A 25,746-nucleotide genomic window follows, 5' to 3' on the forward strand; every position below is an offset into this window, starting at 1 on the left:
ATAACCTGTGGAAGCGAATTTATTCGCGATGGAGGTGTGTCAGACACTCCTCATGGTCAGGCAATATCGCGCAGTTCGCGACGCAGGATCTTGCCCACCGGGGTCATTGGTAATGAGTCGCGTAACACGATGTGCTTGGGCACTTTATAGCCGGTGAAGTTTTCTTTGCAGTAGGCCTTGAGCTCTTCAACACTGACGCCCATCTCCCGCGCCACCACGAACAGCTTCACCGCTTCGCCCGAGCGATCATCAGGCACGCCGATCACCGCGCAACTGGCGACCTTAGGGTGAGCCATGACGACATCTTCGATTTCATTGGGGTACACGTTGAAGCCAGAGACGATGATCATGTCTTTCTTGCGATCGACGATGCGTACAAAGCCGTCCGGGTCGATCACCGCGATGTCGCCGGTTTTCAACCAGCCTTCGGCATCCAGCACTTCAGCGGTGGCATCAGGTCGGTGCCAATAGCCCTTCATGACCTGCGGGCCTTTGATACACAGCTCGCCACGCTCTCCAATCGCAAGCTCAGCACCACTGTCATCGGTTACTTTCAACGCCGTACCGGGCACCGGAATGCCCACCGTGCCCAGCCGTGCCTTGTCGCCATAGGGGTTGGTGCACGCCACTGGCGAGGTTTCAGTCAGACCGTAACCTTCAACAATTCGGCAACCGGTGAGTTGCTGCCAGCGTTCGGCCGTGGCCTTGACCAGTGCAGTGCCCCCGGAGTTGGTGAGTTTGAGGTTGGAGAAGTCCAGGCTTTTGAAGTCAGGGTGTTCCATCAGCGCTACGAACAGCGTGTTCAGCCCCAGCAACGCCGAGAAACGCCATTTTTTCAGCTCTTTGATGAAGCCGCCAATATCCCGAGGGTTGGTGATCAGCACGTTGTGGTTGCCACTTACCATCATGCACATGCAATTCGCGGTGAAGGCATAGATGTGATAAAGCGGCAACGGCGCGATCATCACCTCGCTGCCTTGCTTGAAGAGTTGGCTGCCGTCCGGGCCATGTTGCAGCATGCAGGCATACACCTGCTGCATGTTCGCCACCAGGTTGCCATGGGTGAGCATCGCACCTTTGGGCAAACCAGTGGTGCCGCCGGTATATTGCAGTACAGCAATGTCATCAATGCCGACCTTGACCCCTTGCAGATGATGACCACGCCCCAGCTTCAATACGCTCTTGAACGAGACGGCCTGCGGCAGGTCAAACGCCGGGACCATCTTCTTGACCTTCTCGACGATAGTGTTGACCAGCCAGCCTTTAGCCGGCGGTTGCATATCGCCCATCTTTACTTCGATCAGGTACTGGATGTCGGTGTCGGGCAGCACTTCCTGTACCAGCTTGCCGAACATGTTCAGGTAGACCAGCGCACGGGCGCCGGAATCCTTGAACTGATGGCGCATTTCACGAGCGGTGTACAGTGGGTTGGTGTTGACCACGATCAGGCCCGCACGCAACGCACCAAACACCGCGATGGGGTATTGAAGCAAGTTCGGCATTTGCACGGCGATGCGATCGCCTGGCTGCAGGTCGGTCTGTGTTTGCAAGTAGGCGGTGAACGCGGCCGAGTAACGCTCCAGCTCTGCGTAGGTGATAGTGACCCCCATATTGCTAAAGGCCGGACGATCAGCGAATGCCTTGCAGCAGCGCTCGAACACTTCGATCACTGACTTGTAAGCACCGAGATCCACCTCAGAGAGAACGCCTGCAGGGCGTTTGTCGTTCCAGAATTCAGGTTGCATTGTTTTTTTTCCTCTTACCTGAGTATGCCTGGCCCGCTGCATTAAAAGCGGGGCTTTCCGGACGGTAGCAGCTAACACCAACAAGGCAAATAGCGCGCAACACGTCATCAACAGCGTGAATCTTACTGCCGATCGGACTGCAATTTGTCGATGAGCGATACACTGCAAGCAAATGTCACGCTAGGCACAAGGAATCGCCATGAATCACGATGCTTTCTGGCTCGATACCAATGATCACAGCCGCCTCTACGTCAATCATTGGTATCCACCTGTCGCGCCAAGGGCGGTCGTGATGCTGTCCCACGGGATGGCCGAGCACAGCGCCCGCTATGAGCGTTTCGGCGCAGCCTTGAGTGCAGCCGGCTTCGAACTCTATGCCCCGGATCAACGCGGCCATGGTAAAACCGCCGCCCACGGCGTGCTCGGGCACTACGCCGATGCGGATGGCTGGAACAAGGTGGTGGGCGATCTGGCCTGCCTGAGGCAGTACATCGGCCAGAAGCATCCGGGCCTACCGGTTTTTCTGATGGGCCACAGCATGGGCAGCTACATCGCCCAGGCGTACCTGCTGCATCACAGCGCCAGCCTGCAAGGCGCAATTCTTAGCGGGTCGAACTTTCAGCCGGCTTCTCTTTATCGCAGCGCCAGCCTGATTGCCAGGCTAGAGCGTTTGCGTCAAGGTGCGACCGGGCGCAGTGCGTTGATCGAATGGCTATCGTTCGGCTCGTTCAACAAAGCCTTCAAGCCCACGCGTACGGCGTTCGACTGGCTCAGTCGCGATCCGCAAGAGGTCGACCGTTACGTGAACGATCCGCTATGCGGCTTCCGTTGCACCAACCAATTCTGGCTCGACATGCTGGCCGGGTTGCAGCAAATCAGCAAACCGACGAACCTCGCGCAGATTGATCCGGGCCTGCCTCTGCTGGTGATCGGCGGCGAATGTGATCCCGTCAGCAATGGCAAGCGTCTCAAAGACCTTGCCGATGCCTTGATTTCGGCGGGTAATCAAGCGCTAGCGCTGAAAATTTACCCACAGGCGCGGCACGAACTGCTTAATGAAACCAACCGCGACGAAGTCACTCGTGATTTACTCGCGTGGCTGGAGCACGCTCTGTCAAACCCACGACCTCCGCGCACCGAATGAATGAATAGCTTTTTCAAGACATCGATACGTTAATCGTCAACCAACACGCCACAGGATTATTCAATGACTCAAGTCACCAACACGCCTTACGAAGCTCTCGAAGTCGGCCAAACCGCCAGCTACAGCAAAACTGTCGAAGAGCGTGACATCCAGTTATTCGCTGCGATGTCGGGCGATCACAACCCGGTGCACCTTGATCCTGAATTCGCCGCCCAGACCATGTTCAAAGAGCGTATTGCCCATGGCATGTTCAGCGGTGCATTGATCAGCGCGGCAGTGGCATGTGAGCTGCCTGGACCGGGCACTATTTATATCGGTCAGCAAATGAGCTTTCAGAAGCCAGTGAAAATTGGCGACACCCTGACCGTGCGCCTGGAAATTCTGGAAAAGCTGCCCAAATTCCGCGTACGCATCGCTACCCGCGTATTCAACCAGCGAGATGAGCTGGTAGTGGACGGCGAAGCCGAGATCCTCGCCCCTCGCAAACAACAGACCGTCACCCTGCCTACCTTGCCGCCAATCAGCATCGGCTGAGGTCACTGCGCCCGCGCTTTGGTGCGGGCACGACTAAAGTCGAGACGAAAAAAAGGCGACCGAAGTCGCCCAAAGTGCCTTGCGTGCTCGTGTACCGAAACGACTCTCAGCGTTGTTTGCGCTTGTGCGAGTCCTTCCAGATAAATAGTCCCAGGCCGGCAAAAAACAACACCATCAGGCCTACGGTGACAACACCTGCGATAACCACATTATCGAAAAACATAACTGCCGCCCCTGATTAACCCTGTTCGATAGAGCTAGATTAACCAAGGTGACGCGGGAGGAAATTGATCCAGATCAAGCGCCACCGCGACAGCGCGCGGCACGCAACGAACAACTGATCTGGGTCAAAAATAGGAGGGGGAAGACGAACAATCAGGGCTTTTTCGGTTTGCTCTTGGGCTTTTTCTTTCCTTTGCCCATCGGCAGCGCCTGCTCGAAAGCCTGGCGTACTTCGTTGAGACGCTTGTCATTGAGATCGTGCGTGCGCTTGGCGCGTTCAGCGCCCAAGTCTATCAATTTGTCGTCTTCGCTCATGGCCTGTACGTCTTGAACACGGGAGTACTGACAATAATGCGGGGGGATTACGGCCGTGACCAGCGCTGATAGGTGCTAGCACCACAAAATGTTCAAAGCCTCGCAGGCGCGTGATCCCTGTGAGAGCAGGTTTGCCTGCAAAGGGCCCGACGCAGCACCTCTGAGCGACTCAAACCTCCACATCCACCCACAATCCCTGCCTCGGCTCGTCATCGATCAACGCCACCACCGGTACCGTGTTATCGGCGTTCAACGAATTGCCAGGGATCGCCAGCCGTTCTTCTGGCTCCGGCTGTCCCTTGCGCTGTCTTTCCCGGCGACGTTGCAGTTCTTCGCGCAGCAACAACGCGGTCTGCTCGGGGTCGCGATTGCGCAGGTCGATGGTGCTTTCATTGGAACTGGGCTGCACAGGCACCACCGGCGGAATATCCGGTCTTTGCTTGGCGGGATCGAGTTGAGAGGTAATGGGCGCTGCACTCAGCGGAATCATCGGTGGCAGCATAGTTATTGTTCTCCTGTAAGCAGGCTGTCGGCTGCAGGTTCTGCAGCTTGAGCCGCTGAACACAAAAGTTTCGACTATGTTCTGGTCAACAAGTGCCCTCGCACAGCCGTGTCCATGGCCACATATCCAATGAGTGCGGGCTGTTTTGACGGTGCCCTTTGGTTTGGGTGCGCTGATCCGTTAACATAGTCGGCTTTTCACGGCGGGAGTCAGGCAGCATGGCGCAGCAGTATCAACCGGGGCAACGCTGGATTAGTGACAGCGAAGCCGAGCTGGGTTTGGGCACCGTTCTGGCGCAGGACGGCCGCTTGCTGACCGTGCTCTATCCGGCCACTGGCGATACCCGCCAGTACGCGCTGCGTAATGCACCGCTCACACGCGTACGCTTTTCGCCGGGCGATGTGATCACGCACTTCGAAAGCTGGAAAATGACCGTGCGCGAAGTCGACGACGTCGACGGGCTGCTGGTCTACCACGGCCTCAATACCCAGAACGAACCTGTCACCCTGCCGGAAACCCAGCTATCGAACTTTATTCAGTTCCGTCTGGCCTCTGACCGTCTGTTTGCCGGGCAGATCGACCCTCTGGCCTGGTTCTCGCTGCGTTATCACACACTGGAACACACCAGCCGTCAGTTGCAGTCGTCGCTTTGGGGGCTGGGCGGCGTCCGTGCGCAGCCGATTGCTCACCAGTTGCACATCGCCCGCGAAGTCGCTGACCGTATCGCGCCACGGGTTCTGCTGGCTGACGAAGTGGGCTTGGGCAAAACCATCGAAGCCGGCCTGGTGATCCATCGTCAATTACTGTCTGGCCGCGCCAATCGGGTTCTGATCCTGGTTCCGGAAAACCTCCAGCACCAATGGCTGGTAGAAATGCGTCGCCGCTTCAACCTGCAAGTGGCGCTGTTCGACGCCGAACGCTTTATCGAAAGCGATGCCGGCAACCCCTTCGAAGACACCCAACTGGCGCTGGTCGCGCTGGAGTGGCTGGTCGACGATGAAAAAGCCCAGGACGCGCTGTTTGCCGCTGGCTGGGATCTGCTGGTAGTCGACGAAGCTCACCACTTGGTCTGGCACGAAGAACAAGCCAGCCCTGAGTATTCCCTGGTCGAGCAACTGGCCGAAGTCATTCCTGGCGTTCTGCTGCTGACCGCCACCCCGGAACAACTGGGTCAGGACAGCCACTTCGCCCGTCTGCGTCTGCTCGATCCAAATCGATTCCATGACCTGCACGCGTTTCGCGCCGAAAGCGAAAACTATCGCCCGGTGGCCGAAGCGGTGCAGGAGTTGCTCGATCAGGGTCGCCTGTCGCCTAAGGCGCACGAGACCATCCACGGCTTCCTCGGTGCCGAAGGCGAGGCCCTGCTGGGCGCTGTGGCCGACGGCGATACCGAAGCCAGTGCACGCCTGATCCGCGAGCTGCTGGACCGCCATGGCACCGGCCGCGTGCTGTTCCGTAATACTCGGGCCGCCGTGCAAGGTTTCCCGGAGCGCAAACTGCACCCGTATCCATTGCCCTGCCCGGTCCAATACATGGAGTTGCCGGTGGGCGAACATGCCGACCTGTACCCGGAAGTCAGCTTCCAGTCGCAACCGGACATCACTGAAGAAGAACGCTGGTGGCGCTTCGATCCGCGGGTCGACTGGTTGATCGACACCCTGAAAATGCTCAAGCGCGTCAAAGTGCTGGTGATCTGCGCCCACGCCGAAACCGCGATGGACCTGGAAGACGCTCTGCGCGTGCGTTCAGGGACCCCGGCCACGGTGTTCCATGAAGGCATGAACATCCTCGAACGTGACCGCGCCGCTGCGTACTTCGCCGATGAAGAATTTGGCGCCCAAGTGCTGATCTGCTCGGAAATCGGTAGCGAAGGTCGCAACTTCCAGTTCGCCCATCATCTGGTACTGTTCGATCTGCCGGCACACCCAGACCTGCTGGAACAACGGATCGGTCGTCTCGACCGAATCGGCCAGAAGCACATCATCGAGGTGCATGTACCGTATCTGGAAACCAGCCCGCAAGAGCGCCTGTTCCAGTGGTATCACGAAGCACTGAACGCCTTCCTCAATACCTGCCCGACCGGCAATGCCCTGCAGCACACATTCGGCCCGCGTCTGCTGCCGCTGCTGGAAAGTGGCGATGACGGCGAGTGGCAAACCCTGGTCGACGATGCGCGCAACGAGCGCATTCGTCTGGAAGGTGAACTGCACAGCGGACGCGACCGCTTGCTGGAGCTCAACTCTGGCGGCGCCGGCGAAGGCGAAGCACTGGTTGAAGCGATTCTTGAACAGGATGATCAATTCACACTGCCGATCTACATGGAGACCCTGTTCGACGCCTTTGGTATCGACAGCGAAGACCATTCGGAAAACGCACTGATCCTCAAACCGAGCGAAAAAATGCTCGACGCCAGCTTCCCGCTGGGCGATGACGAAGGCGTGACCATCACTTACGACCGCAATCAGGCGCTCGCGCGTGAAGACATGCAGTTCCTCACCTGGGAGCACCCGATGGTCCAGGGCGGCATGGACCTGGTGTTGGCCGGTTCCATGGGCAACACAGCGGTGGCACTGATCAAGAACAAGGCGCTGAAACCCGGCACCGTGTTGCTGGAACTGCTCTATGTCAGCGAAGTCGTCGCGCCCCGCTCGTTGCAGCTCGGGCGCTACCTGCCGCCAGCGGCACTGCGCTGCTTGCTCGACACCAATGGCAACGACCTGTCGGGTCGCGTGTCATTCGTGACCTTGAATGAGCAGTTGGAAAGCGTGCCACGTGCCAGCGCTAACAAGTTCATCCAGGCGCAGCGTGATGTGCTCAACCCGCAGATCAATGCTGGCGAAGCCAAGATCGCGCCGAAACACGCCGAGCGCGTGGCCGAAGCGCAACGTCGTCTGGCCGCCGATACCGATGAAGAACTGGCGCGTCTGACGGCGTTACAAGCCGTCAATCCTACCGTGCGCGACAGCGAACTGGTTGCCTTGCGCAAACAACGCGAACAGGGTCTGGCCATGCTCGACAAAGCTGCACTGCGCCTGGAAGCGATTCGGGTGTTGGTGGCGGGTTGATCTGCTGAACGTGTAAATAACAAAGCCCGCTGATGCGGGCTTTGTTATTTCTAGCAAATGACTAGCGATTGAGCCGGCACCGCCTTCGCGAATGAATTCGCACACAGGATTTTCGAGATTTGTGGGAGCGAATTTATTCGCGAATGGACCGAAGGGGTATTTCAGGCCGTTACCACTGGCATATCCGGCTTATCCCCCACCCTACCCACGAAAAACCGTCACCCAGCGTGGGGCTTTTCGCTACGACACAGCATCAGCCATTTGCTTGCGGGTTACCTGCGTACTCACCCCACATTCATATCGCACCAATAAAGGGCGCTAAATCAGACCTGCGCCCTATCCTGGATCAGCACCCAAGGCGCCACGACAACCGCCCACATCGGTGGATCGCGCTCGAGAAGATCCAGCGCCCGCGATTCAGCCACCTTGCTGACATCCCCTGCTGCTAGCCACGCAGCCACTTTATCGGCCTGATTTTCGGCCACTGCGTGAGCCACTTCGATCAAATCCAAAGGTGCTTCGACCCACAACAGGGCACCCCTCGCAAAGAATGGTTGCAATTCACTCCAGGTGATTGCTGCGGTTTCGCCAAGCAGTTTGGCATAGAGGGTGCTAGCTTCTTGCGTCATGGGTTTCACCAAAGAGAAAATCGGCGCAATCATAGCGCCGCAATTTCTACAGACAAACCCAGATTTAAGTGGTTGATTGTACGAAGGGTTCAGAAACGACCGGGGGTGCCGACTGATATGTGCAGCTCACATAGCCAGGAAGTCGGCTCGATTCTGTATCTTTCTTTCAATTAAGCGACATCATATGGTTTTCCTCCCAGCAGCCAGCTTTTCAAGCGACAAACCGGCGCTCTACACTGTACCGGTACAGTTGCCAGGGGGATGACCGGGCGTTTCTAATCCGGTCCTGCAGCTTTGGCCGCCAGGATTATAAAAATTAAAACACAAGAGTGGAGCATCATGACTAAGGGTACTAAGCAGATTTCCAAGCTGTTTGCCGCATTGGTTCTGGCGGGGGTTGCCAGCCATTCGTTCGCTGCAGATACCATCAAAATCGGTATCGCCGGCCCTAAAACCGGTGCTGTTGCCCAATACGGCGACATGCAGTTCAGTGGTGCCAAAATGGCCATTGAGCAAATCAACGCCAAAGGCGGCGTTGATGGCAAGAAACTCGAAGCCGTTGAATACGACGATGCCTGTGATCCGAAACAAGCGGTCGCGGTCGCCAACAAAGTCGTCAACGATGGCGTGAAATTCGTTGTGGGTCACCTGTGCTCCAGCTCGACTCAACCCGCTTCGGACATTTACGAAGACGAAGGCATCATCATGGTGACCCCGGCCGCTACCAGCCCGGAAATCACCGCTCGTGGCTACAAAATGATCTTCCGCACCATCGGTCTGGACAGTGCTCAGGGTCCAGCGGCCGGTAACTACATCGCTGATGTCGTCAAACCGAAAATTGTCGCTGTCATCCACGACAAGCAACAGTACGGTGAAGGCATCGCGACAGCCGTTAAGAAAACCCTCGAAAGCAAAGGCATAAAAGTCGCTCTGTTCGAAGGCATCAACGCTGGCGACAAAGACTTCTCCTCGATGATCGCGAAGATGAAACAAGCCAACGTCGACTTCGTTTACTACGGCGGCTACCACCCTGAGCTGGGTCTGATCCTGCGTCAGGCGAAAGAGAAAGGCCTGAAAGCCGGCTTCATGGGTCCAGAAGGCGTGGGTAACGCATCGATCTCCCAGATCGCTCAGGATGCTTCCGAAGGTCTGTTGGTCACGCTGCCTAAATCTTTCGACCAGGACCCTTCCAACAAGGCACTGGTAGAAGCATTTGCTGCGAAGAAAGAAGACCCGAGCGGCCCGTTCGTATTCCCGGCTTACGCCGCAGTTGAAGTGATCGCGGAAGGCATCAAGAAAGCCGGCAGTGAAGACACCGCCAAAGTGGCTGCAGCTATCCACGCGGGCACCTTCAAGACCCCGACCGGCGACCTGAGCTTCGATAACAAGGGCGACCTGAAAGACTTCAAATTCGTGGTCTATACCTGGCACAAAGACGGCACCAAAACTGAAGCTCCGTTGAAATAATCGACAAGCTTGTGACTCACCCAAAGCCCACTGCATCCACAGTGGGCTTTGTTTTACGAGTAACGGGTAGAGCCCTGCGCTATAGCACCTCTTCCTCCCTGAAAATCTTGAAACCGTCACCAGTGATTCACTGGGCTCACGTCAAACGTGGACAAATACCACGCACGCGAGCGGGAAACGACTTAACCAGTGAACACTCAGTAGGTTTTTAGGAGCGCTGTAATGCCTGAGATAGATTTCTATCACTTTTTCCAACAGCTGATTAATGGTCTGACCATTGGCAGCACCTATGCCTTGATCGCCATTGGCTACACCATGGTTTACGGCATCATTGGCATGATCAACTTCGCCCACGGCGAGGTGTACATGATCGGCTCGTACGTGGCGTTCATCGCTATCGCCGGCCTGACCATGCTCGGACTGGACAGCTTGCCACTGCTGATCACCGCCGCGTTCGTCGCAAGCATCGTCGTCACCAGTGCTTACGGCTACGCCATCGAGCGTGTTGCCTACCGCCCTTTGCGCGGCAGCAACCGGTTGATCCCGCTGATCTCGGCAATTGGTATGTCGATCTTCCTGCAAAACACGGTCTTGCTCGCTCAAGACTCGAAAGACAAGTCGATCCCCAACCTGATCCCCGGCAACTTCGTGTTCGGCACCGCCAGTACCCATGAGGTGGTGATTTCGTACATGCAGATTCTGATTTTCATCGTCACCCTGGTCGCCATGCTCGCACTGACCTGGTTCATCTCCCGCTCTCGTCTGGGCCGCGCCTGCCGCGCCTGCGCCGAAGACATCAAGATGGCCAACCTGCTCGGCATCAACACCAACAACATCATCGCCCTGACCTTCGTCATCGGTGCCGCGCTGGCTGCGGTCGCTGCGGTATTGCTGAGTATGCAATACGGCGTGATCAACCCTAACGCCGGCTTCCTTGTCGGAATCAAGGCATTTACCGCCGCAGTACTCGGTGGCATCGGCAGTATCCCCGGCGCCATGCTCGGTGGGTTGGTGTTGGGTGTAGCTGAAGCCTTTGGTGCCGATGTCTTCGGCGACCAATACAAGGATGTGGTGGCGTTCGCTCTTCTCGTATTGGTGCTGTTAGTCCGGCCGACCGGCCTGCTTGGCCGTCCGGAGGTTGAAAAAGTATGACCAGGAATCTCAAACCGGCGTTTTTCAGCGCCTTGCTGGTGCTGGCAGTTGCCTACCCGATCCTCGGCCTCAAGCTGGAAATCGTCGGTGTCAATCTGACCGTCATCGGTACAAGCAACGCAATGCTGGCCGCCATATTCGGCTCCGCTATCGCGATATTTTTACGGGTGCTGTTCCATGAGCAGATCAGCGCGACCTGGCGTTCGACACCGAACGTGCCCCGTATCCCGACCAAAACGACTGACTTCCTGACCCAACCCACCACTCAGCGCTGGATCGTTCTTGCCCTGGTGATGGTGGCGCTGGTCTGGCCGTTCTTCGGCTCACGCGGCGCGGTGGATATCGCCACACTGATCCTGATCTACGTGATGCTTGGCCTGGGGCTGAACATCGTGGTCGGTCTGGCTGGCCTGCTCGATCTGGGTTATGTCGGCTTCTACGCCGTCGGCGCTTATACCTATGCCCTGCTCTCACATTATTTCGGGCTCAGTTTCTGGATCTGCCTGCCGATTGCCGGGATGATGTCAGCGCTGTTCGGCTTTCTGCTGGGCTTCCCGGTGTTGCGTCTGCGCGGCGACTATCTGGCGATCGTGACCCTGGGTTTCGGTGAGATCATCCGTCTGTTACTGCGTAACATGACGGGACTTACCGGTGGCCCGAACGGCATCAGTAACATCCCGAAACCGACCCTGTTCGGCCTGACGTTCGAGAAAACGGCGGCTGAAGGCATGCAGACCTTCCACGAGTATTTCGGCATCGCCTACAGCTCGGTGAACAAGGTGATTTTCCTGTACCTGGTCGCGTTGTTGCTGGCCTTGCTGGCGCTGTTCGTCATCAACCGCTTGCTGCGCATGCCACTTGGCCGTGCCTGGGAAGCGTTGCGTGAAGACGAAATCGCCTGCCGCGCGCTGGGCCTGAATCCCACACTCATCAAGCTCTCGGCCTTCACCCTCGGCGCCTGCTTTGCCGGTTTCGCGGGAAGCTTCTTCGCCGCACGCCAGGGGTTGGTAACACCGGAGTCATTCACCTTCATCGAGTCCGCCACCATCCTCGCCATCGTCGTTCTAGGCGGAATGGGCTCACAACTGGGCGTGCTACTCGCCGCCATCGTGATGATCCTGTTGCCTGAACTGATGCGTGACTTCAGCGAATACCGCATGTTGATGTTCGGCGCCGTGATGGTGCTGATGATGATCTGGCGTCCACAAGGTCTGCTGCCAATGCAACGTCCCCAAATGAAATTGAAAGCGGAGACGCACTGATGAGCCGCCCCCTTCTGCAAGTCAGCGGCCTGAGCATGCGCTTTGGCGGCTTGTTGGCGGTCAACGGCGTAGGCCTGACCGTTAACGAAAAACAAGTGGTGTCAATGATCGGCCCGAACGGCGCTGGCAAGACCACCGTATTCAACTGCTTGACCGGTTTCTACAAACCCACGGCCGGCAGCATCCTGCTGGACGGCGAAGAGATCCAAGGCCTCGCCGGCCATCAGATTGCGCGCAAGGGCGTGGTGCGTACCTTCCAGAACGTGCGCCTGTTCAAGGAAATGACTGCGGTGGAGAATTTGCTGGTCGCTCAGCATCGCCACCTCAACACCAATTTCCTGGCGGGTCTGTTCAAGACCCCGGCGTTTCGCAAAAGCGAACTCGAGGCGATGGATTATGCCGAGCATTGGCTGGAGCGGGTCAATCTCAAGGAGTTTGCTAACCGTCCCGCCGGCACCCTGGCCTACGGTCAGCAACGTCGCCTGGAAATCGCCCGCTGCATGATGACGCGTCCGCGCATTCTCATGCTCGACGAACCCGCTGCTGGTTTGAACCCGCGTGAAACCGAAGACCTCAAAGCGCTGATCAGTGTGTTGCGCAATGAGCACAACGCCACCGTGCTGCTGATCGAGCACGACATGAAACTGGTCATGAGCATCTCCGACCATATCGTTGTGATCAATCAGGGCACGCCTCTGGCCGACGGCACGCCTGAACAGATCCGTAACAATCCTGAAGTGATCAAAGCCTACCTGGGGGAAGCGTAAATGCTGCAATTCGAAAACGTTTCCACCTTCTACGGCAAAATCCAGGCGCTGCACTCGGTCAACGTCGAGATTCGTCAGGGCGAAATCGTTACCTTGATCGGCGCCAACGGTGCTGGCAAATCCACCCTGCTGATGACGTTGTGCGGCTCACCGCGCGCCCACAGTGGCAGCATTCGCTATATGGGCGAAGAGCTGGTCGGGCAGGAATCGTCGCAGATCATGCGTAAAAGCATCGCGGTGGTGCCCGAAGGCCGTCGTGTATTCGCACGGCTGACCGTGGAAGAGAACCTGGCCATGGGCGGGTATTTCACCGAAAAAGGCGACTATCAGGAGCAGATGGATAAAGTCCTGCACCTGTTCCCGCGCTTGAAGGAACGCTTTAACCAGCGCGGCGGCACCATGTCCGGTGGCGAACAACAGATGCTCGCCATCGGCCGCGCGCTGATGAGCAAACCCAAGCTGTTGTTGCTGGACGAACCGTCGCTGGGTTTGGCGCCGATCATCATTCAGCAGATTTTCGAGATCGTCGAACAACTGCGCCGCGATGGGGTAACGGTGTTCCTGGTGGAACAAAACGCCAACCAGGCCTTGAAAATCGCGGACCGTGCCTACGTGCTGGAGAACGGCCGCGTGGTCATGCAAGGCACCGGTGAAGAGCTGCTGGTTGACCCGAAAGTGCGGGATGCGTATCTGGGTGGTTAAGCCTGTGCTCCAATAAAAAAACGGCCTGCGGGCCGTTTTTTTATGGTTATGGGTCATTGCCGGGGATACGCAAGAACACCCCCACCCAACTACCAGAAAAATCCCACGTAACGCGAGGGCTGTACTGGGTGGTCTTCGTTGACAACCCTGCCGAAAATTACCGTTCATTCCGATATGAAGAACGGCGATGTCCATTACCCCAACGTTCACGCTCAGCATCAAAGGAAACCAGGACCACGAACTGCTCGTTCTAGCCTTTTCAGGCGAAGAGGCCATCAGCGAGTGCTTCAAAATTACCATCGATGTGGTCACCGAACGACCGCCCCGCGAGCTGGAAAACCTGCTGCATAAAGAAGCCTACCTGGCCTTTGGCGATCAGGGGCTGCACGGCCATCTCTACTCCATCCAGAAAGGCAAAGTGGGCACCCGGCTGAGCCATTACCAACTGGTCATGGTGCCGTTTCTGAGCTATTTGCAGCACTCAAGCAATCGGCGGATTTTCCAGAACCTGACCACTGAAGCCATCATCCGCGACGTACTCGAAGGGCATGGCTTGCTGAACGGCTTGCACGTGCACTTCAACATCGGTCCGGAGAAGCCGGTCCCGCATGAGTATTGCGTTCAGTACGAAGAATCAGACCTGCACTTCGTCAGCCGTTTGTGCGAGGCCGAAGGCTACTTCTATTACTTCAAGCACACCCCGGAAGGGCACCAACTGATCTTCGCCGATCAGGAAACCGAGTTCTATCACGCGGGCAATCCCACCGTGGCGATGCCGTTTCGACCGATCAACGGCATGGCTTCCGAGCATCCGGTGATCCAGGCGTTCGGCGTCTGCCTGAGCGCCCGTTCCAGCCGTGTCACCCACCGCGATTACGACTTCAAAAACGCGCACATCTCGCTAGAAGAGGACCGGGACTCCAAGGTATTTCCCAACCTGGAGGCGTACATCTACCCCGGAGAGTTTGATACCGCGCACGCAGGGCGGGTGCGAACGCGCCGGGCGCTGGAGCGACTTCGCGGCGATGCCGAACTCGCCCAAGGTCAGAGCAACCAGCCAGCATTGCGCAGTGGCACGCCGTTACAGCTGGAAGAACACCCGGAGCCGGGTTGGAACGTGGTCTGGCTGCCGACGTGGGTTTTTCATGATGGCAGGGCCCCCCACGTGCTTGAAGAGTACGCGGTCAGTGACGAGCCGGTGGCACCCGGTCGAATCACTCAGGGTTACCGCAATGAGTTCATCGCCCTCCGGGAGGCCGTGCAATTTCGACCGCCCCTCAAGCATCCGATCCCGAAGATTCAAGGCATGCAAACCGCCGTGGTAACCGGCCCTGCCCAGGAGGAAATCCACTGCGATCAATACGGGCGGGTAAAAGTCCGTTTTCACTGGGACCGCAGTGAAGAAAGCGAGAGCACCAGTTGCTGGGTACGGGTGGCCTCCAGCTGGGCCGGTGCCGGGTATGGCGCGGTCACCATTCCGCGCGTGGGCATGGAAGTGTTGGTGGCCTTCGAAGAGGGGCATGCCTGCAAGCCGATTGTGGTCGGCTGCCTGAGCAACAACACCAAGGCGGTGCCCTACAGCCTGCCTGAAAACAAAACCAAAACCGTTTTGCGCAGTAAAAGCACCGGGGGCAATTCGGGCTTCAACGAGCTGAGCCTGGAAGACAAGAACGGTGCAGAACGGATCTACCTCCGCGCCCAACGCGACATGGAGCAGTTGATCCAGAACGACAGCCGAATCGAAATCGGCAACGAACGTCTGGAAACCATCAACGGCAACAGCACCACCGTGCTCAAGGCTGAGGAAAACGTCACCGTCACCGGCGCCCGCAAAGTGCAGTTGCTCGCGGACGATCACCTCGACGTCGCCGGCAGCAGCCACACCCGCGTGGGTGGCGACTTATTGATATCTGCCGGACAGGAAATCCACATCGCCGGCGACAACATCGTCATCGACGGCGGGCTCAGCCTGACGTTGTCGATCAACGGCCAACACATCGTCATCAATCCGGCGGGAATTTTCAGCAGCATGCCGATCCAGGTCGGCGGTGCGCCGGTTCCGGGCACGCCCGCGATGCCGTTGGCACCCGGCGAGGTGCCTCTGTTGGTACGCGACGTTCTGCCGGGCGATCAGAAACATAACCTGGTCGTTGAGCATCGATCGCGCTGTGTGCTCTGTGAAGAGGCCGTGAAAGCATGAATACGCTCACTGCACTTCCTCAAGATCTGACTTGGGATCAGGGACAGGCCGTGCTGCTGCTCGATGGCGCAGCGGTACCCGACTTACCCCTCAGGCTGGCGGCGTGTGCGCCGGGCATCCTAAAAATCCAGCTGTACAAAGAAACACGTTTCAACGCCCTCAGCGATATTTCCCCCTTGTTGGTGGCCATCGGGCAGCCCGACGATCCGGCGTTTCAGTTCTACCTCGAACATGCCGCGCAAGAGTGGGGCTCGTTGCTGTTTACCCGAGAACCGCTTAATCGACTGGTGAAACATCTGCGCAAACTGCTGACGGTACACGTCGTTGAGGGGCCCGAGGTGATGTTGCGTCTGGCTGATCCAGCGGTGGCGCACGCCTTGATCGGCGCGCAAGGCCGCGACGAGCGCTTGTTCGGGCCGATTCATACCTGGGTTATTCCTGACCGCGTCACGGGAGGTTGGCATCGGCACACGCGTGCGCTGACGACGCCTGCCGACTTGCCAAAGCGGTATGAGTTGAGCACCGAACAGAATGCCGCGCTGGATGCCGTCGACCTGCGTCGAGCCACACTGAAGCTCGATGCGCACCTGCTGGCGTATTTTCCCGACGACCGCGTCAGGCCGTTGCCGGAGCGTTGGCCTGCACTCGATCGACAGGTCCGTACCGCCTACGCGCAGGGGTTCACCAGCCAGTCCGACCTGACGTATTACGTCAACATTTTCGCGTGGCTGGGATCGTCTCCCTTGGAGCAACACCCACAGATTGCGCGGCTGCTGAGCACCCCGTCGGCTCAGACACCCAGCGCTCGCATCGCCGCCGCCGCCCAACTGGCAAGCGCCTGGGCCTCGGCCCACTCGGCAGACAAGGACCGCCCATGACCTATAACCCCCGCAAAGACCCCAACCTCGCTGCCGCCGCCGAATCCAAAAGCGATGTCCTCGGCTACGGCATGTGCCCCTTGCGTCAGCCCAAGGTGCAGCTACTTCCGTTGCGTTACGGTCTGGTCGAGCGCGCTGATCCGGCGACCGAATTGACGCTGCCTTATGCGCTGAAAAGCCGGCCGTTGGGCGTGCGCCTGTTGCGTGATGGCTGGTTGTACATCATCGACAGCGCGACCCGTGAGCTGCACGAATACCGCGTTCTGGAGGGCGTCATCAGTGCGCTGCTCTGGCAAGGTGCCGAGGTCAGCAGCGACCAGCGTGAACCGCAACGTGCGGAACCGGCCTTGGTATTTGCCAGGAGCAGCACCCTGCATGTCAGCTTTGCCGACGTGCAATGGACCGCCGCCCAATGCAACCGGATGTTGAACGACGCCGACGAGCGCGCGCACTTCATGCAGGCTGTCGGGCTCGCCAACGTCAATTGCGAAACCGGTGGCAAGGACCTGCTCACCTTGCAGCAGACCGAGCGCTGGCTGGCTGAATTGGCTGAAGATGATGCGCTCCTGCCCGATGCCGACTTGCCGGCGAAGGAACGCATGCCTTATCTGTGGGAAACCCCCAAACGCTTTCGCGAGGCGCATGTCGGCGAATTACTAAAGCGCGTGCTGCCGCTTTACCAACACGACACACTGTGTCTGGTGGTGCACGACGATATCGGCGTATTGACCGATCTGGCCAACTATCAAGACGCGGTGGTCGGCTGGATCGAGGGGTGGGCCGAGGGTGGCGCGCAGCAGAACGCCAACGAGCGCGATTACTTGCTGGCCTGTTACATCGAATCCCTGACCCTGCTCAATGAAAGCAACCTGACGGGACTGGCCAATGCCAGCGATGATCCGGCGATCAAGGCCATGCTTCAGGACCTGGATGACCTGCCGTCACCACAGCGCAACCATGCCGGGCGCGCATTACTCGATCATTTGAATAACAGCGGACAGGCCGTTTCCAGTCAAAAAGCCGATCCCCCCGAGGCCTTGCTGGAGCAGCGTGAGGAAGCGCTTGATCAGTTTCGCAAGGAGCAAGGTTTTTTCGGCAGCCTCGCCTTGGGGTCGATCAAGGTCGTAATCCTTCAGGACGTGGACTGGCGCTATCACACGCGCCAGTTCATGCGGCCAGCGCCGGACGATTTTGTCGAGCGCCACCTCAAGGCGCTGGTCCAGTTGGGCAAAGAGCAGAACCAACGCATCAAGGACGTGCTCGCAGGTGCAAAAATCGGGCAGCGCGGCGTCAATGAACTGATTGACCGCGCCGCCATGGATCGCCTGCTGGCTGAGCACAGGGCAAATCTGGCGCGCTGGAATCCCTTGCTCGACCTCATCAGCGAAGACCGGGTGGCGTTGGTCGCTGCCGACCGCTTCCATCGCGCCGCCTGGTATTTCGATGCGCAACAGGCCGCGCAGCAACTGGCGGCGTTCAGCGCCGAATATGCCTGCCTGAAAGACATCTGCCGCAGCGACACGTCCAGCCAGGCGATGCTCGAGTGGCTGGAGAAAAATCCGCAGTTCGGCCTGCCGCTCCTGCATACCTTGCCGTTGAGCGAACAAAGCCAACTGACCACCCAGTACGCCACGCTGGTCAACGTCGGCTATGCGCTGCTCAACAATCTGCCGCACTGGATCGGCGAGTGGCAACGGATCACCCAGGGCAAACTCCCGGCCCTCGATCAGTTGCCCGACAACGTTCGCGTGGTCGCTGAAGGCGCGCGCGATACCTTGGCGCCAGCCCTGAGTCGCGGAATGGAACGGATTCAAAGCGCATTCATCCAGGGTATTCAACGCGAACAGATGCCGGACCTGGACCACCTGTTCCGCAACCTGCCCAAAGCCCTGCCGGGGCGAATTCTCGAAGCCGCAAAACGCGAAGGCGCGACCTTCACCTTCGCCACCCCGGCCGAACAAACCGCCTTGCAGAACGACCTCAAAGAAGTGCTTGAGCAGCGTCGACAACTCAAGTGGATCACCCATGAACGCAACCAGATCATCCGTCGCAGGGACCACAAAGAGCCCGAAGCGAAAAAATTGCAGGCCGAAATCTACCAAATTCGCGGGACACTGGACACGATAGAGGCGCGCCTGGCCAAAGCCATCAGCCCCATCCCCGAGCTGCCCCATGAATCCGTACGGCTATACGGCGCCGCGCAGGGCAAGGCGGGCGTGACCTTGCTGTTTCCGCCTGCGCAACAGCGCGAGCTGGGGCACTTGATGGGCAATGTGCGCCAGGGGATACAGACTGCGCCGAAGCTGAATGTGCTGGGCGATGGGGTGGGGGTATTGGTGTTTGTTGCGCAGATGGTGAATTTGGTGGTGGTGGGGAGGGAAGCTAGGGCGCAGACATGGGAGGATGAGGCGTTTCGTTCATTCGTTGTTGCCCTTACCGCTACTGCCACTTCTGGGTTTACAGCGGTTCGTGGGATTTTTGACACTGCCTTGACGGCGAGAGCGGCCACGCTGGCGAGCGTTTTTCAGCGGCACGCGTTGAATGGCGTACATGTGCAGTTGGGCAAAATGCATGTTGGATTGGGGGTGTTTGGTTCATTCTTTGGCGTTTTGGCGACTGCCGCTAGCCTGAACTCGCACCATAGCAATTGGCAGCAGGCTGTACGTAGTGGCAACCGTACACTTCAACACAGCGCAACGTTGGCCATGGTGGGTGCTGGGGGGCAACTGATCAGTCATGCCTATGATTTCAGCAACGTTTCGTACTCTGCCTACAAAGTTATATTCGCGCCCAATCGAGCCGCGCGCATCGCCGCTTGGGCCGCCGCCGGAGTACGGATGTCGACCGTGTTCTTTCGCGTCAATCTGGCTGGCGCGTTTTTCACTGTCGTTGAGCTGGGTGGCACCTGGCTCTACAACCGCCACAACACCTCACCCCACGATGAATGGCTGGAAAGCACCCCATGGAGCCTGGACGGTAACAAACGTCAATTTTTGAGCCTCGGCGAATATCAACGGAAGTTGACGGGCTTGTTGCAGGCACCACAGGTACAGGTGGGTCCTAAACTCCACAGCGACCGCTGGCAAGACATGCTGCGCCAAGCGCCGCGCGGCACGATCCACCTCACACTGCCCGGCCTCAGTCTCGCCAATTTGCGAACACCGCTGTCGGATAGGCCCACTCATCGCCTGAGCATCGCCGCGTATCGGATCATAACCGCCCAATGGGAGCGCGGGTTCGACAGCGATCAATGGGCCATCGTCAGTGAGCGAGTGATTGCCAGTTTGCGGGTGGTGCAGTCCGCGCCATTGATACTTAGGCTGGATTACCCGGATGAATGGGAGAGACCCTCGACCGTGGCCAAGGCCGCACTGGTCCTGGCTGTCGCCGTGCACACCTACGACAGCGAGGGTGAGGCCCAGACGCATCTCTACCATCTGCGGCTGGACCCTAATGGCGAAGGTGTTTTCCCGGTGGCGCCCTTTGAGCCCCGATACGATACGGCGAAGTTGTTCACGGTCGATCCGCTGACGCTGGAGGGCGCTGATGCGTAAGGCGCCTGAAATAACCCTGCCCGAACCGCAGCTTCAGCAACCCAAGCAGGCGGGTGATGTGGAACCGTTTCCCAGCGGTCGTATTACCTACCTGGCTCCGCTGCCGTTGCCTACACAATTGCCGCCGCAATGTCCCTATGTGGGAGAACTTAACGATGTGTATTTGGATTTTGGATTAGGGTGGCCGGAGGCTTTTTCATGGCAGGTCACCTTGGGTGGCCCTTTTAATTGTTTTGTCGCGGCCAGTTATTTATTGCCCCTCATTGGGGGGTTGATGGTTATGTCGATGGGCGCTGAGTTGCCCGAGGTTTGGGACGTGATCGCTGGAACGCACCGAGTTAGCTGGGGGTTGACTGTGGGAGTCAGCCTTTGTGCACTCGCCACAACCCTACTCATCTGGTTCTACGTCCACAACAAATACGAAGAAGTCATCCCCACCCGTTTCAACCGTCAACGCCGTGAAGTCTGTTTCGTACCCAACGACGAAAGCGAACCCGTGATCGTGCCTTGGGAATCGGTTACCGCCTGGGTGATTCAAGCCCAAGGCGCCAATCAATACGGCGTCCAACGTCAATACGGCATGGGCGTGGGTTTTTACCATGAGGCCAGCGGCGAGCGTTTTACCTTGGAATTCGTCTGCGCCGCACTGCCCATCGCCCTCAGCAACTGGGAAGCCATCCGCGCGTACATGGAGTACGAAGTCCACACCCTCAAAGACATCACCGATCCTCTAGACCTGCAAGGTCCCGACGATCCGCCCCACGAAGGCCTGCACACCTTCCGCAACGCTCGCGCTCGTTTGCATCAGGAGATTCGCGACAAGCAGCGCGGCTGGGTTTATGGCTTCTTCTGGTACTTGTTTCACGTCATGACCTTCTGGACCTTGCCGTTTCACCTGACCGAGTGGGAGGTTGGCCGGGTCAAACGCATGGCTCGTCAGGCGCTGCCAGAGATTATGCGCGACTGGTCGGAACCGCTGCCCAAAGAGCAATGGGCCAAGCCAAGTGCTAAGTTGCTGCGGATGAGCGCTCAGGTCCGGGCGCTGCATAAACACAATCCGCAACGCCCAATCACCGAGATTTTTGCCGAGGTTTATCGCACCGAGAAGTCGGGGAAGCGCAGCGCATGATGGGCAGTCGTACCGACCCGCTGACACTGGAGGGCGCTGATGAGTAGGGCGCCTGAAGTTCTTCTGCCCGAACCTGAACGGGGTGGCACCTCGCTTTACAACCGCCACAACACCTCGCATCGCCTGAGCCTCGCCGCTTACCGGATCATCACCGCTCAATGGGACCGCGGCTTCGACAGCGATCAATGGGCCATCGTCAGTGAGCGGGTGATTGCCAGTTTGCGGGTGGTGCAGTCCGCGCCATTGATACTTCGGCTGGATTACCCGGATGAATGGGAGAGACCCTCGACCGTGGCCAAGGCCGCACTGGTCCTGGCTGTTGCCGTGCACACCTACGACAGCGAGGGTGAGGCCCAGACGCATCTCTACCACCTGCGGCTGGACCCTAATGGCGAAGGTGTTTTCCCGGTGGCGCCCTTTGAACCCCGATACGGTACGGCGAAGTTGTTCACGGTCGACCCGCTGACACTGGAGGGCACTGATGAGTAAGGCGCCTGAAATCACCCTGCCCGAACCCCAGCTTCAGCAACCCAAACAGGCGGGTGATGTGGAGCCGTTTCCCAGCGGTCGTATTACCTACCTGGCTCCGCTGCCGTTGCCTACACAATTGCCGCCGCAATGTCCCTATGTGGGGGAGCTTAACGATGTTTATTTAGAGTTCGGATTGGGTTCACCGCAGGCTTTTTCATGGCAGGTCACTCTGGGCGGCCCATTCAACGGCTTTGTCATGCTCAGTTTTCTGTTGCCGCTAATTTTGGGGTTGATAGTTATGTCGATGGGCGCTGAGTTGCCCGAGGTTTGGGAGGTGATCGCTGGAACGCACAGAGTTGGCTGGGGAATGAGTGTGGGAATCAGTCTTTCTACTCTCGCCATGGCCCTTACCATCTGGTTCTACATGCACAACAAATACGAGGAAGTCATCCCCACCCGGTTCAACCGTCAACGTCGTGAAGTGTGCTTCATGCCCGAGGATGCTGAAGTGCCGGTTTTCGTTCCATGGGAATCCCTTTCGGCCTGGGTCATAGAAGCTCAAGGCGCCAATCAATACGGTGTACAGCGTCAGTACGGCATGGGTTTGGGCTTTTTCTACAATGATCGGGTGGTCAGCGTCGAGTTTTCCTGCGCCGCACTCCCCATTGCCATCAGCAACTGGGAAGCCATTCGCGCGTACATGGAGTACGAAGTCCACACCCTGAAAGAAATCACCGACCCCCTAGACCTGCAAGGCCCCGACGACCCGCCGCACGAAGGCTTGCACACCTTCCGCAACGCTCGCGCTCGCCTGCATCAGGAGATTCGCGACAAGCAACGCGGCTGGGTCTATGGCTTTTTCTGGTACTTGTTCCACGTCATGACCTTCTGGACCTTGCCGTTTCACCTGACCGAGTGGGAGGTGGGTCGAGTCAAACGCATGGCCCGTCAAGCGCTGCCAGAGGCCATGCGCGACTGGTCGGAGCATCTGCCCAAAGAACAATGGGCCAAACCCAGCCCCGAATTGCTGCGCATGAGCGCCCAGGTCCGGGCGTTGCATACACGCAATCCACAACGCCCGATCACCGAGATTTTTGCCGAGGTTTATCGAGCCGAGAAATCGGGGAAGCGCAGCGCATGATGGACGGTCGTACCGACCCGCTGACACTGGAGGGCGCTGATGAGTAGGGCGCCTGAAGTTCTTCTGCCCGAACCTGAACGGGGTGGCACCTCGCTTTACAACCGCCACAACACCTCGCATCGCCTGAGCCTCGCCGCTTACCGGATTATCACCGCCCAATGGGACCGCGGCTTCGACAGCGATCAATGGGCCATCGTCAGTGAGCGAGTGATTGCCAGTTTGCGGGTGGTGCAGTCCGCGCCATTGATACTTCAGCTGGATTACCCGGATGAATGGGAGAGACCCTCGACCGTGGCCAAGGCCGCACTGATCCTCGCTGTTGCCGTGCACACCTACGACAGCGAGGGTGAGGCCCAGACGCATCTCTACCACCTGCGGCTGGACCCTAATGGCGAAGGTGTTTTCCCGGTGGCGCCCTTTAAGCCCCGATACGATACGGCGAAGTTGTTCACGGTCGACCCGCTGACACTGGAGGGCGCTGATGAGTAAGGCGCCTGAAATAACCCTGCCCGAACCGCAGCTTCAGCAACCCAAGCAGGCGGGTGATGTGGAGCCGTTTCCCAGCGGTCGTATTACTTACTTGGCTCCATTGCCGCTTCCTACGCAATTGCCGCCGAACTGCCCTGCTGTTGGGGAACTCAATGATGTTTATTTGGACTTCGGATTGGGCTCACCGCAGGTGTTTTCATGGCAGGTCACCTTGGGAGGCCCTTTTAATTGTTTTGTCGCGGCCAGTTTTGTGTTGCCGCTGATTCTTGGGTTGATTGCTATGTTGGTCGGCGCCGGCTTGTCCGAGGCTTGGGACGTGGTCGTTGGAACGCACCGAGTTAGCTGGGGACTGACTGTAGGCGTTAGCCTTTTGACACTCGCCATGTACCTCCTCATCTGGTTCTACATGCACAACAAATACGAGGAAATCATCCCAACCCGCTTCAACCGTCAACGCCGTGAAGTGTGCTTCATGCCCGAGGATGCTGAAGTGCCGGTTTTCGTTCCGTGGGAATCCCTCTCGGCCTGGGTCATTGAGGCTCAAGGCGCCAATCAATACGGTGTGCAGCGTCAGTACGGGATGGGTTTGGGCTTTTTCTATAATGATCGGGTGGTCAGTGTCGAGTTTTCCTGCCCCGCACTGCCCATCGCCATCAGCAGCTGGGAAGCCATTCGCGCCTACATGGAGTACGAAGTCCACACCCTCAAAGAAATCACCGACCCGCTCGATCTACAAGGCCCCGACGATCCGCCCCACGAAGGCCTGCACACGTTTCGCAACGCACGCGCTCGCCTGCATCAGGAAATTCGCGACAAGCAGCGCGGCTGGGTCTATGGCTTCTTCTGGTACTTGTTCCATGTCATGACCTTCTGGACCTTGCCGTTTTACCTGACCGAGTGGGAAGTCGGTCGAGTCAAACGCATGGCTCGTCAGGCGCTGCCAGAGGTTATGCGCGACTGGTCAGAGCCGCTGCCCAAAGAACAATGGGCCAAGCCCAGCCCCGAGTTACTGCGCATGAGCGCTCAGGTCCGAGCGTTGCATACACGTAATCCACAACGCCCGATCACCGAGATTTTTGCCGAGGTTTATCGCACCGAGAAATCGGGGAAGCGCAGCGCATGATGGGCGGTCGTACCGACCCGCTGACACTGGAGGGCGCTGATGAGTAAGGCCCCTGAAATAACCCTGCCCGAACCGCAGCTTCAGCAACCCAAGCAGGCGGGTGATGTGGAGCCGTTTCCCAGCGGTCGCATTACCTACCTGGCTCCGCTGCCGTTGCCTACACAATTGCCGCCGCAATGTCCCTATGTGGGGGAGCTTAACGACGTGTATTTGGACTTCGGTCTGGGTTCACCGCAGGTGTTTTCATGGCAGGTCACACTGGGCCTTCCATTCAACGGCTTTGTCATGACGGGTTTTTTGTTGCCGCTGATCGGTGGGTTGATAGTTATGTCGATGGGCGCTGAGTTGCCCGAGGTTTGGGACGTGATCGTTGGGACGCACCGCGCTGGCTGGGGAATGACTGTGGGGGTCACCCTTTTTACTCTCGCCATGGCTCTCCTCATCTGGTTCTACATGCACAACAAATACGAAGAAATCATCCCCACGCGTTTCAACCGTCAACGCCGTGAAGTCTGTTTCGTCCCCAACGACGAAAGCGAACCCGTGATCGTGCCTTGGGAATCGGTCACCGCCTGGGTGATTCAAGCCCAAGGCGCCAATCAATACGGCGTACAACGTCAATACGGCATGGGCGTGGGTTTTTACCATGAGGCCAGCGGCGAGCGTTTTACCTTGGAGTTTGTTTGCGCTGCACTGCCCATCGCCATCAGCAACTGGGAAGCCATCCGCGCCTACATGGAGTACGAAGTCCACACCCTGAAAGAGATCACCGACCCTCTCGATCTACAAGGCCCCGACGACCCGCCGCACGAAGGCCTGCACACTTTTCGCAACGCTCGCGCTCGCCTGCACCAAGAGATTCGCGACAAGGAGCGCGGCTGGGTCTATGGCTTCTTCTGGTACCTGTTTCACGTCATGACTTTCTGGACCTTGCCGTTTCACCTGACCGAGTGGGAGGTTGGTCGGGTCAAACGCATGGCCCGTCAAGCGCTGCCGGAGGCCATGCGCGACTGGTCGGAACCGCTGCCCAAAGAGCAATGGGTCAAGCCCAGCTCCGAATTGCTGCGCATGAGCGCACAGGTCCGGGCGTTGCATACACGTAATCCGCAACGTCCGATCACCGAGATTTTTGCCGAGGTTTATCGCACCGAGAAATCGGGGAAGCGCAGCCCATGATGGGCGGCGGTGTTACCTGATGGCCAACGGACCTAGGGTATTATCGATCAACCATTTACTGGCCAGACGCTTTCGTTGA

General features: G+C 58.1%; 22 protein-coding genes. 17 read left to right on the forward strand and 5 right to left on the reverse strand.

All coding sequences use genetic code 11. The features are described from left to right. Positions 1-56: 56 nt before the first annotated feature. A complete protein-coding gene (gene fadD2 / locus AC1ME2_RS07810) occupies positions 57-1,745 on the reverse strand; it encodes a long-chain-fatty-acid--CoA ligase FadD2 (RefSeq protein WP_480440206.1) in 1,689 nt (562 codons plus the stop codon). A gap of 199 nt (positions 1,746-1,944) precedes the next feature. On the opposite strand from fadD2, the gene AC1ME2_RS07815 reads away from it, so the two are divergent. Further along, the gene (locus AC1ME2_RS07815) at positions 1,945-2,889 is read left to right on the forward strand and encodes an alpha/beta hydrolase (protein ID WP_480440207.1); all 945 of its coding nucleotides are present in this window, start codon (positions 1,945-1,947) and stop codon (positions 2,887-2,889) included. Between the two features lie 63 nt (positions 2,890-2,952). Further along, positions 2,953-3,423 carry a MaoC family dehydratase gene (locus AC1ME2_RS07820; RefSeq protein WP_480440208.1) on the forward strand — a complete coding sequence of 157 codons (471 nt, stop codon included), beginning with the start codon at positions 2,953-2,955 and terminating at the stop codon, positions 3,421-3,423. A 106-nt stretch (positions 3,424-3,529) separates the two neighbouring features. On the opposite strand, the gene ccoM is transcribed toward AC1ME2_RS07820, so the two are convergent. The 3 genes from ccoM to AC1ME2_RS07835 all read right to left on the reverse strand — a co-directional run bounded on the left by ccoM (position 3,530) and on the right by AC1ME2_RS07835 (position 4,462). Continuing rightward, the gene (ccoM, locus tag AC1ME2_RS07825) at positions 3,530-3,646 is read right to left on the reverse strand and encodes a cytochrome c oxidase subunit CcoM (RefSeq protein ID WP_480440210.1); all 117 of its coding nucleotides are present in this window, start codon (positions 3,644-3,646) and stop codon (positions 3,530-3,532) included. Positions 3,647-3,798: 152 nt separating this feature from the next. After that, on the reverse strand, positions 3,799-3,960 hold the full coding sequence (locus AC1ME2_RS07830; protein ID WP_480440212.1) for a hypothetical protein: 162 nt from the start codon (positions 3,958-3,960) through the stop codon (positions 3,799-3,801). 169 nt (positions 3,961-4,129) lie between these two features. Next, positions 4,130-4,462 (reverse strand): aspartate-semialdehyde dehydrogenase, encoded by a 333-nt coding sequence (locus AC1ME2_RS07835; protein ID WP_480440214.1) that lies wholly within the window; start codon positions 4,460-4,462, stop codon positions 4,130-4,132. A 218-nt stretch (positions 4,463-4,680) separates the two neighbouring features. On the opposite strand from AC1ME2_RS07835, the gene rapA reads away from it, so the two are divergent. Continuing rightward, on the forward strand, positions 4,681-7,527 hold the full coding sequence (rapA, locus tag AC1ME2_RS07840) for an RNA polymerase-associated protein RapA (protein ID WP_480440217.1): 2,847 nt from the start codon (positions 4,681-4,683) through the stop codon (positions 7,525-7,527). Between the two features lie 323 nt (positions 7,528-7,850). On the opposite strand, the gene AC1ME2_RS07845 is transcribed toward rapA, so the two are convergent. Next, positions 7,851-8,156 (reverse strand): DUF2288 domain-containing protein, encoded by a 306-nt coding sequence (locus AC1ME2_RS07845; RefSeq protein ID WP_480440220.1) that lies wholly within the window; start codon positions 8,154-8,156, stop codon positions 7,851-7,853. A 339-nt stretch (positions 8,157-8,495) separates the two neighbouring features. On the opposite strand from AC1ME2_RS07845, the gene AC1ME2_RS07850 reads away from it, so the two are divergent. From AC1ME2_RS07850 to AC1ME2_RS07915, 14 genes are all read left to right on the forward strand, one after another. Beyond that, the gene (locus tag AC1ME2_RS07850; RefSeq protein ID WP_480440222.1) at positions 8,496-9,623 is read left to right on the forward strand and encodes a branched-chain amino acid ABC transporter substrate-binding protein; all 1,128 of its coding nucleotides are present in this window, start codon (positions 8,496-8,498) and stop codon (positions 9,621-9,623) included. A gap of 222 nt (positions 9,624-9,845) precedes the next feature. Beyond that, on the forward strand, positions 9,846-10,775 hold the full coding sequence (gene livH / locus AC1ME2_RS07855; protein ID WP_480440223.1) for a high-affinity branched-chain amino acid ABC transporter permease LivH: 930 nt from the start codon (positions 9,846-9,848) through the stop codon (positions 10,773-10,775). Continuing rightward, positions 10,772-12,037 (forward strand): high-affinity branched-chain amino acid ABC transporter permease LivM, encoded by a 1,266-nt coding sequence (locus tag AC1ME2_RS07860; protein ID WP_480440224.1) that lies wholly within the window; start codon positions 10,772-10,774, stop codon positions 12,035-12,037. The genes livH and AC1ME2_RS07860 overlap by 4 nt, the downstream gene beginning before the upstream one ends. Continuing rightward, positions 12,037-12,804 (forward strand): high-affinity branched-chain amino acid ABC transporter ATP-binding protein LivG, encoded by a 768-nt coding sequence (gene livG, locus AC1ME2_RS07865; protein ID WP_480440226.1) that lies wholly within the window; start codon positions 12,037-12,039, stop codon positions 12,802-12,804. The genes AC1ME2_RS07860 and livG overlap by 1 nt, the downstream gene beginning before the upstream one ends. Then, on the forward strand, positions 12,805-13,506 hold the full coding sequence (locus AC1ME2_RS07870) for an ABC transporter ATP-binding protein (RefSeq protein WP_480440227.1): 702 nt from the start codon (positions 12,805-12,807) through the stop codon (positions 13,504-13,506). A 187-nt stretch (positions 13,507-13,693) separates the two neighbouring features. Continuing rightward, a complete protein-coding gene (locus AC1ME2_RS07875; RefSeq protein ID WP_480440229.1) occupies positions 13,694-15,706 on the forward strand; it encodes a type VI secretion system Vgr family protein in 2,013 nt (670 codons plus the stop codon). After that, positions 15,703-16,584 (forward strand): DUF4123 domain-containing protein, encoded by an 882-nt coding sequence (locus AC1ME2_RS07880; RefSeq protein ID WP_480440230.1) that lies wholly within the window; start codon positions 15,703-15,705, stop codon positions 16,582-16,584. Before AC1ME2_RS07875 ends, AC1ME2_RS07880 begins: the two co-directional genes overlap by 4 nt. Then, positions 16,581-20,138 carry a toxin VasX gene (locus AC1ME2_RS07885; RefSeq protein ID WP_480440232.1) on the forward strand — a complete coding sequence of 1,186 codons (3,558 nt, stop codon included), beginning with the start codon at positions 16,581-16,583 and terminating at the stop codon, positions 20,136-20,138. The genes AC1ME2_RS07880 and AC1ME2_RS07885 overlap by 4 nt, the downstream gene beginning before the upstream one ends. Then, complete coding sequence (locus tag AC1ME2_RS07890; RefSeq protein WP_480440233.1) at positions 20,131-21,267, forward strand: hypothetical protein; 1,137 nt, start codon at positions 20,131-20,133, stop codon at positions 21,265-21,267. The genes AC1ME2_RS07885 and AC1ME2_RS07890 overlap by 8 nt, the downstream gene beginning before the upstream one ends. A gap of 39 nt (positions 21,268-21,306) precedes the next feature. Beyond that, complete coding sequence (locus AC1ME2_RS07895; RefSeq protein ID WP_480440235.1) at positions 21,307-21,756, forward strand: hypothetical protein; 450 nt, start codon at positions 21,307-21,309, stop codon at positions 21,754-21,756. Beyond that, entirely contained in the window at positions 21,749-22,879 is a 1,131-nt protein-coding gene (locus AC1ME2_RS07900; RefSeq protein ID WP_480440237.1) for a hypothetical protein, read from the forward strand. Before AC1ME2_RS07895 ends, AC1ME2_RS07900 begins: the two co-directional genes overlap by 8 nt. Positions 22,880-22,918: 39 nt before the next feature. Next, complete coding sequence (locus AC1ME2_RS07905) at positions 22,919-23,368, forward strand: hypothetical protein (RefSeq protein WP_480440238.1); 450 nt, start codon at positions 22,919-22,921, stop codon at positions 23,366-23,368. After that, positions 23,361-24,491: a hypothetical protein gene (locus AC1ME2_RS07910; protein WP_480440239.1), complete on the forward strand. Its 1,131-nt coding sequence runs from the start codon at positions 23,361-23,363 to the stop codon at positions 24,489-24,491. The genes AC1ME2_RS07905 and AC1ME2_RS07910 overlap by 8 nt, the downstream gene beginning before the upstream one ends. A gap of 39 nt (positions 24,492-24,530) precedes the next feature. Further along, positions 24,531-25,667, forward strand: coding sequence for a hypothetical protein (locus AC1ME2_RS07915; RefSeq protein WP_480440241.1), 1,137 nt, complete (start codon positions 24,531-24,533; stop codon positions 25,665-25,667). Positions 25,668-25,746: the final 79 nt, after the last annotated feature.

This window comes from Pseudomonas sp. ASL9, from assembly GCF_056680335.1.

What these genes read in the sequence shown, in the direction of transcription:
- AC1ME2_RS07845 (WP_480440220.1), bottom strand. Translation starts at nt 8,156, where the DNA reads ATGACGCAAGAAGCTAGCACCCTCTATGCCAAACTGCTTGGCGAAACC.
- AC1ME2_RS07915 (WP_480440241.1), top strand. Translation starts at nt 24,531, where the DNA reads ATGAGTAAGGCCCCTGAAATAACCCTGCCCGAACCGCAGCTTCAGCAA.
- AC1ME2_RS07910 (WP_480440239.1), top strand. Translation starts at nt 23,361, where the DNA reads ATGAGTAAGGCGCCTGAAATAACCCTGCCCGAACCGCAGCTTCAGCAA.
- livG (WP_480440226.1), top strand. Translation starts at nt 12,037, where the DNA reads ATGAGCCGCCCCCTTCTGCAAGTCAGCGGCCTGAGCATGCGCTTTGGC.
- AC1ME2_RS07880 (WP_480440230.1), top strand. Translation starts at nt 15,703, where the DNA reads ATGAATACGCTCACTGCACTTCCTCAAGATCTGACTTGGGATCAGGGA.
- AC1ME2_RS07850 (WP_480440222.1), top strand. Translation starts at nt 8,496, where the DNA reads ATGACTAAGGGTACTAAGCAGATTTCCAAGCTGTTTGCCGCATTGGTT.
- AC1ME2_RS07870 (WP_480440227.1), top strand. Translation starts at nt 12,805, where the DNA reads ATGCTGCAATTCGAAAACGTTTCCACCTTCTACGGCAAAATCCAGGCG.
- livH (WP_480440223.1), top strand. Translation starts at nt 9,846, where the DNA reads ATGCCTGAGATAGATTTCTATCACTTTTTCCAACAGCTGATTAATGGT.
- fadD2 (WP_480440206.1), bottom strand. Translation starts at nt 1,745, where the DNA reads ATGCAACCTGAATTCTGGAACGACAAACGCCCTGCAGGCGTTCTCTCT.
- AC1ME2_RS07895 (WP_480440235.1), top strand. Translation starts at nt 21,307, where the DNA reads ATGAGTAGGGCGCCTGAAGTTCTTCTGCCCGAACCTGAACGGGGTGGC.
- AC1ME2_RS07875 (WP_480440229.1), top strand. Translation starts at nt 13,694, where the DNA reads ATGTCCATTACCCCAACGTTCACGCTCAGCATCAAAGGAAACCAGGAC.
- ccoM (WP_480440210.1), bottom strand. Translation starts at nt 3,646, where the DNA reads ATGTTTTTCGATAATGTGGTTATCGCAGGTGTTGTCACCGTAGGCCTG.
- AC1ME2_RS07815 (WP_480440207.1), top strand. Translation starts at nt 1,945, where the DNA reads ATGAATCACGATGCTTTCTGGCTCGATACCAATGATCACAGCCGCCTC.
- AC1ME2_RS07905 (WP_480440238.1), top strand. Translation starts at nt 22,919, where the DNA reads ATGAGTAGGGCGCCTGAAGTTCTTCTGCCCGAACCTGAACGGGGTGGC.
- AC1ME2_RS07820 (WP_480440208.1), top strand. Translation starts at nt 2,953, where the DNA reads ATGACTCAAGTCACCAACACGCCTTACGAAGCTCTCGAAGTCGGCCAA.
- AC1ME2_RS07860 (WP_480440224.1), top strand. Translation starts at nt 10,772, where the DNA reads ATGACCAGGAATCTCAAACCGGCGTTTTTCAGCGCCTTGCTGGTGCTG.
- AC1ME2_RS07890 (WP_480440233.1), top strand. Translation starts at nt 20,131, where the DNA reads ATGCGTAAGGCGCCTGAAATAACCCTGCCCGAACCGCAGCTTCAGCAA.
- rapA (WP_480440217.1), top strand. Translation starts at nt 4,681, where the DNA reads ATGGCGCAGCAGTATCAACCGGGGCAACGCTGGATTAGTGACAGCGAA.
- AC1ME2_RS07835 (WP_480440214.1), bottom strand. Translation starts at nt 4,462, where the DNA reads ATGCTGCCACCGATGATTCCGCTGAGTGCAGCGCCCATTACCTCTCAA.
- AC1ME2_RS07830 (WP_480440212.1), bottom strand. Translation starts at nt 3,960, where the DNA reads ATGAGCGAAGACGACAAATTGATAGACTTGGGCGCTGAACGCGCCAAG.
- AC1ME2_RS07885 (WP_480440232.1), top strand. Translation starts at nt 16,581, where the DNA reads ATGACCTATAACCCCCGCAAAGACCCCAACCTCGCTGCCGCCGCCGAA.
- AC1ME2_RS07900 (WP_480440237.1), top strand. Translation starts at nt 21,749, where the DNA reads ATGAGTAAGGCGCCTGAAATCACCCTGCCCGAACCCCAGCTTCAGCAA.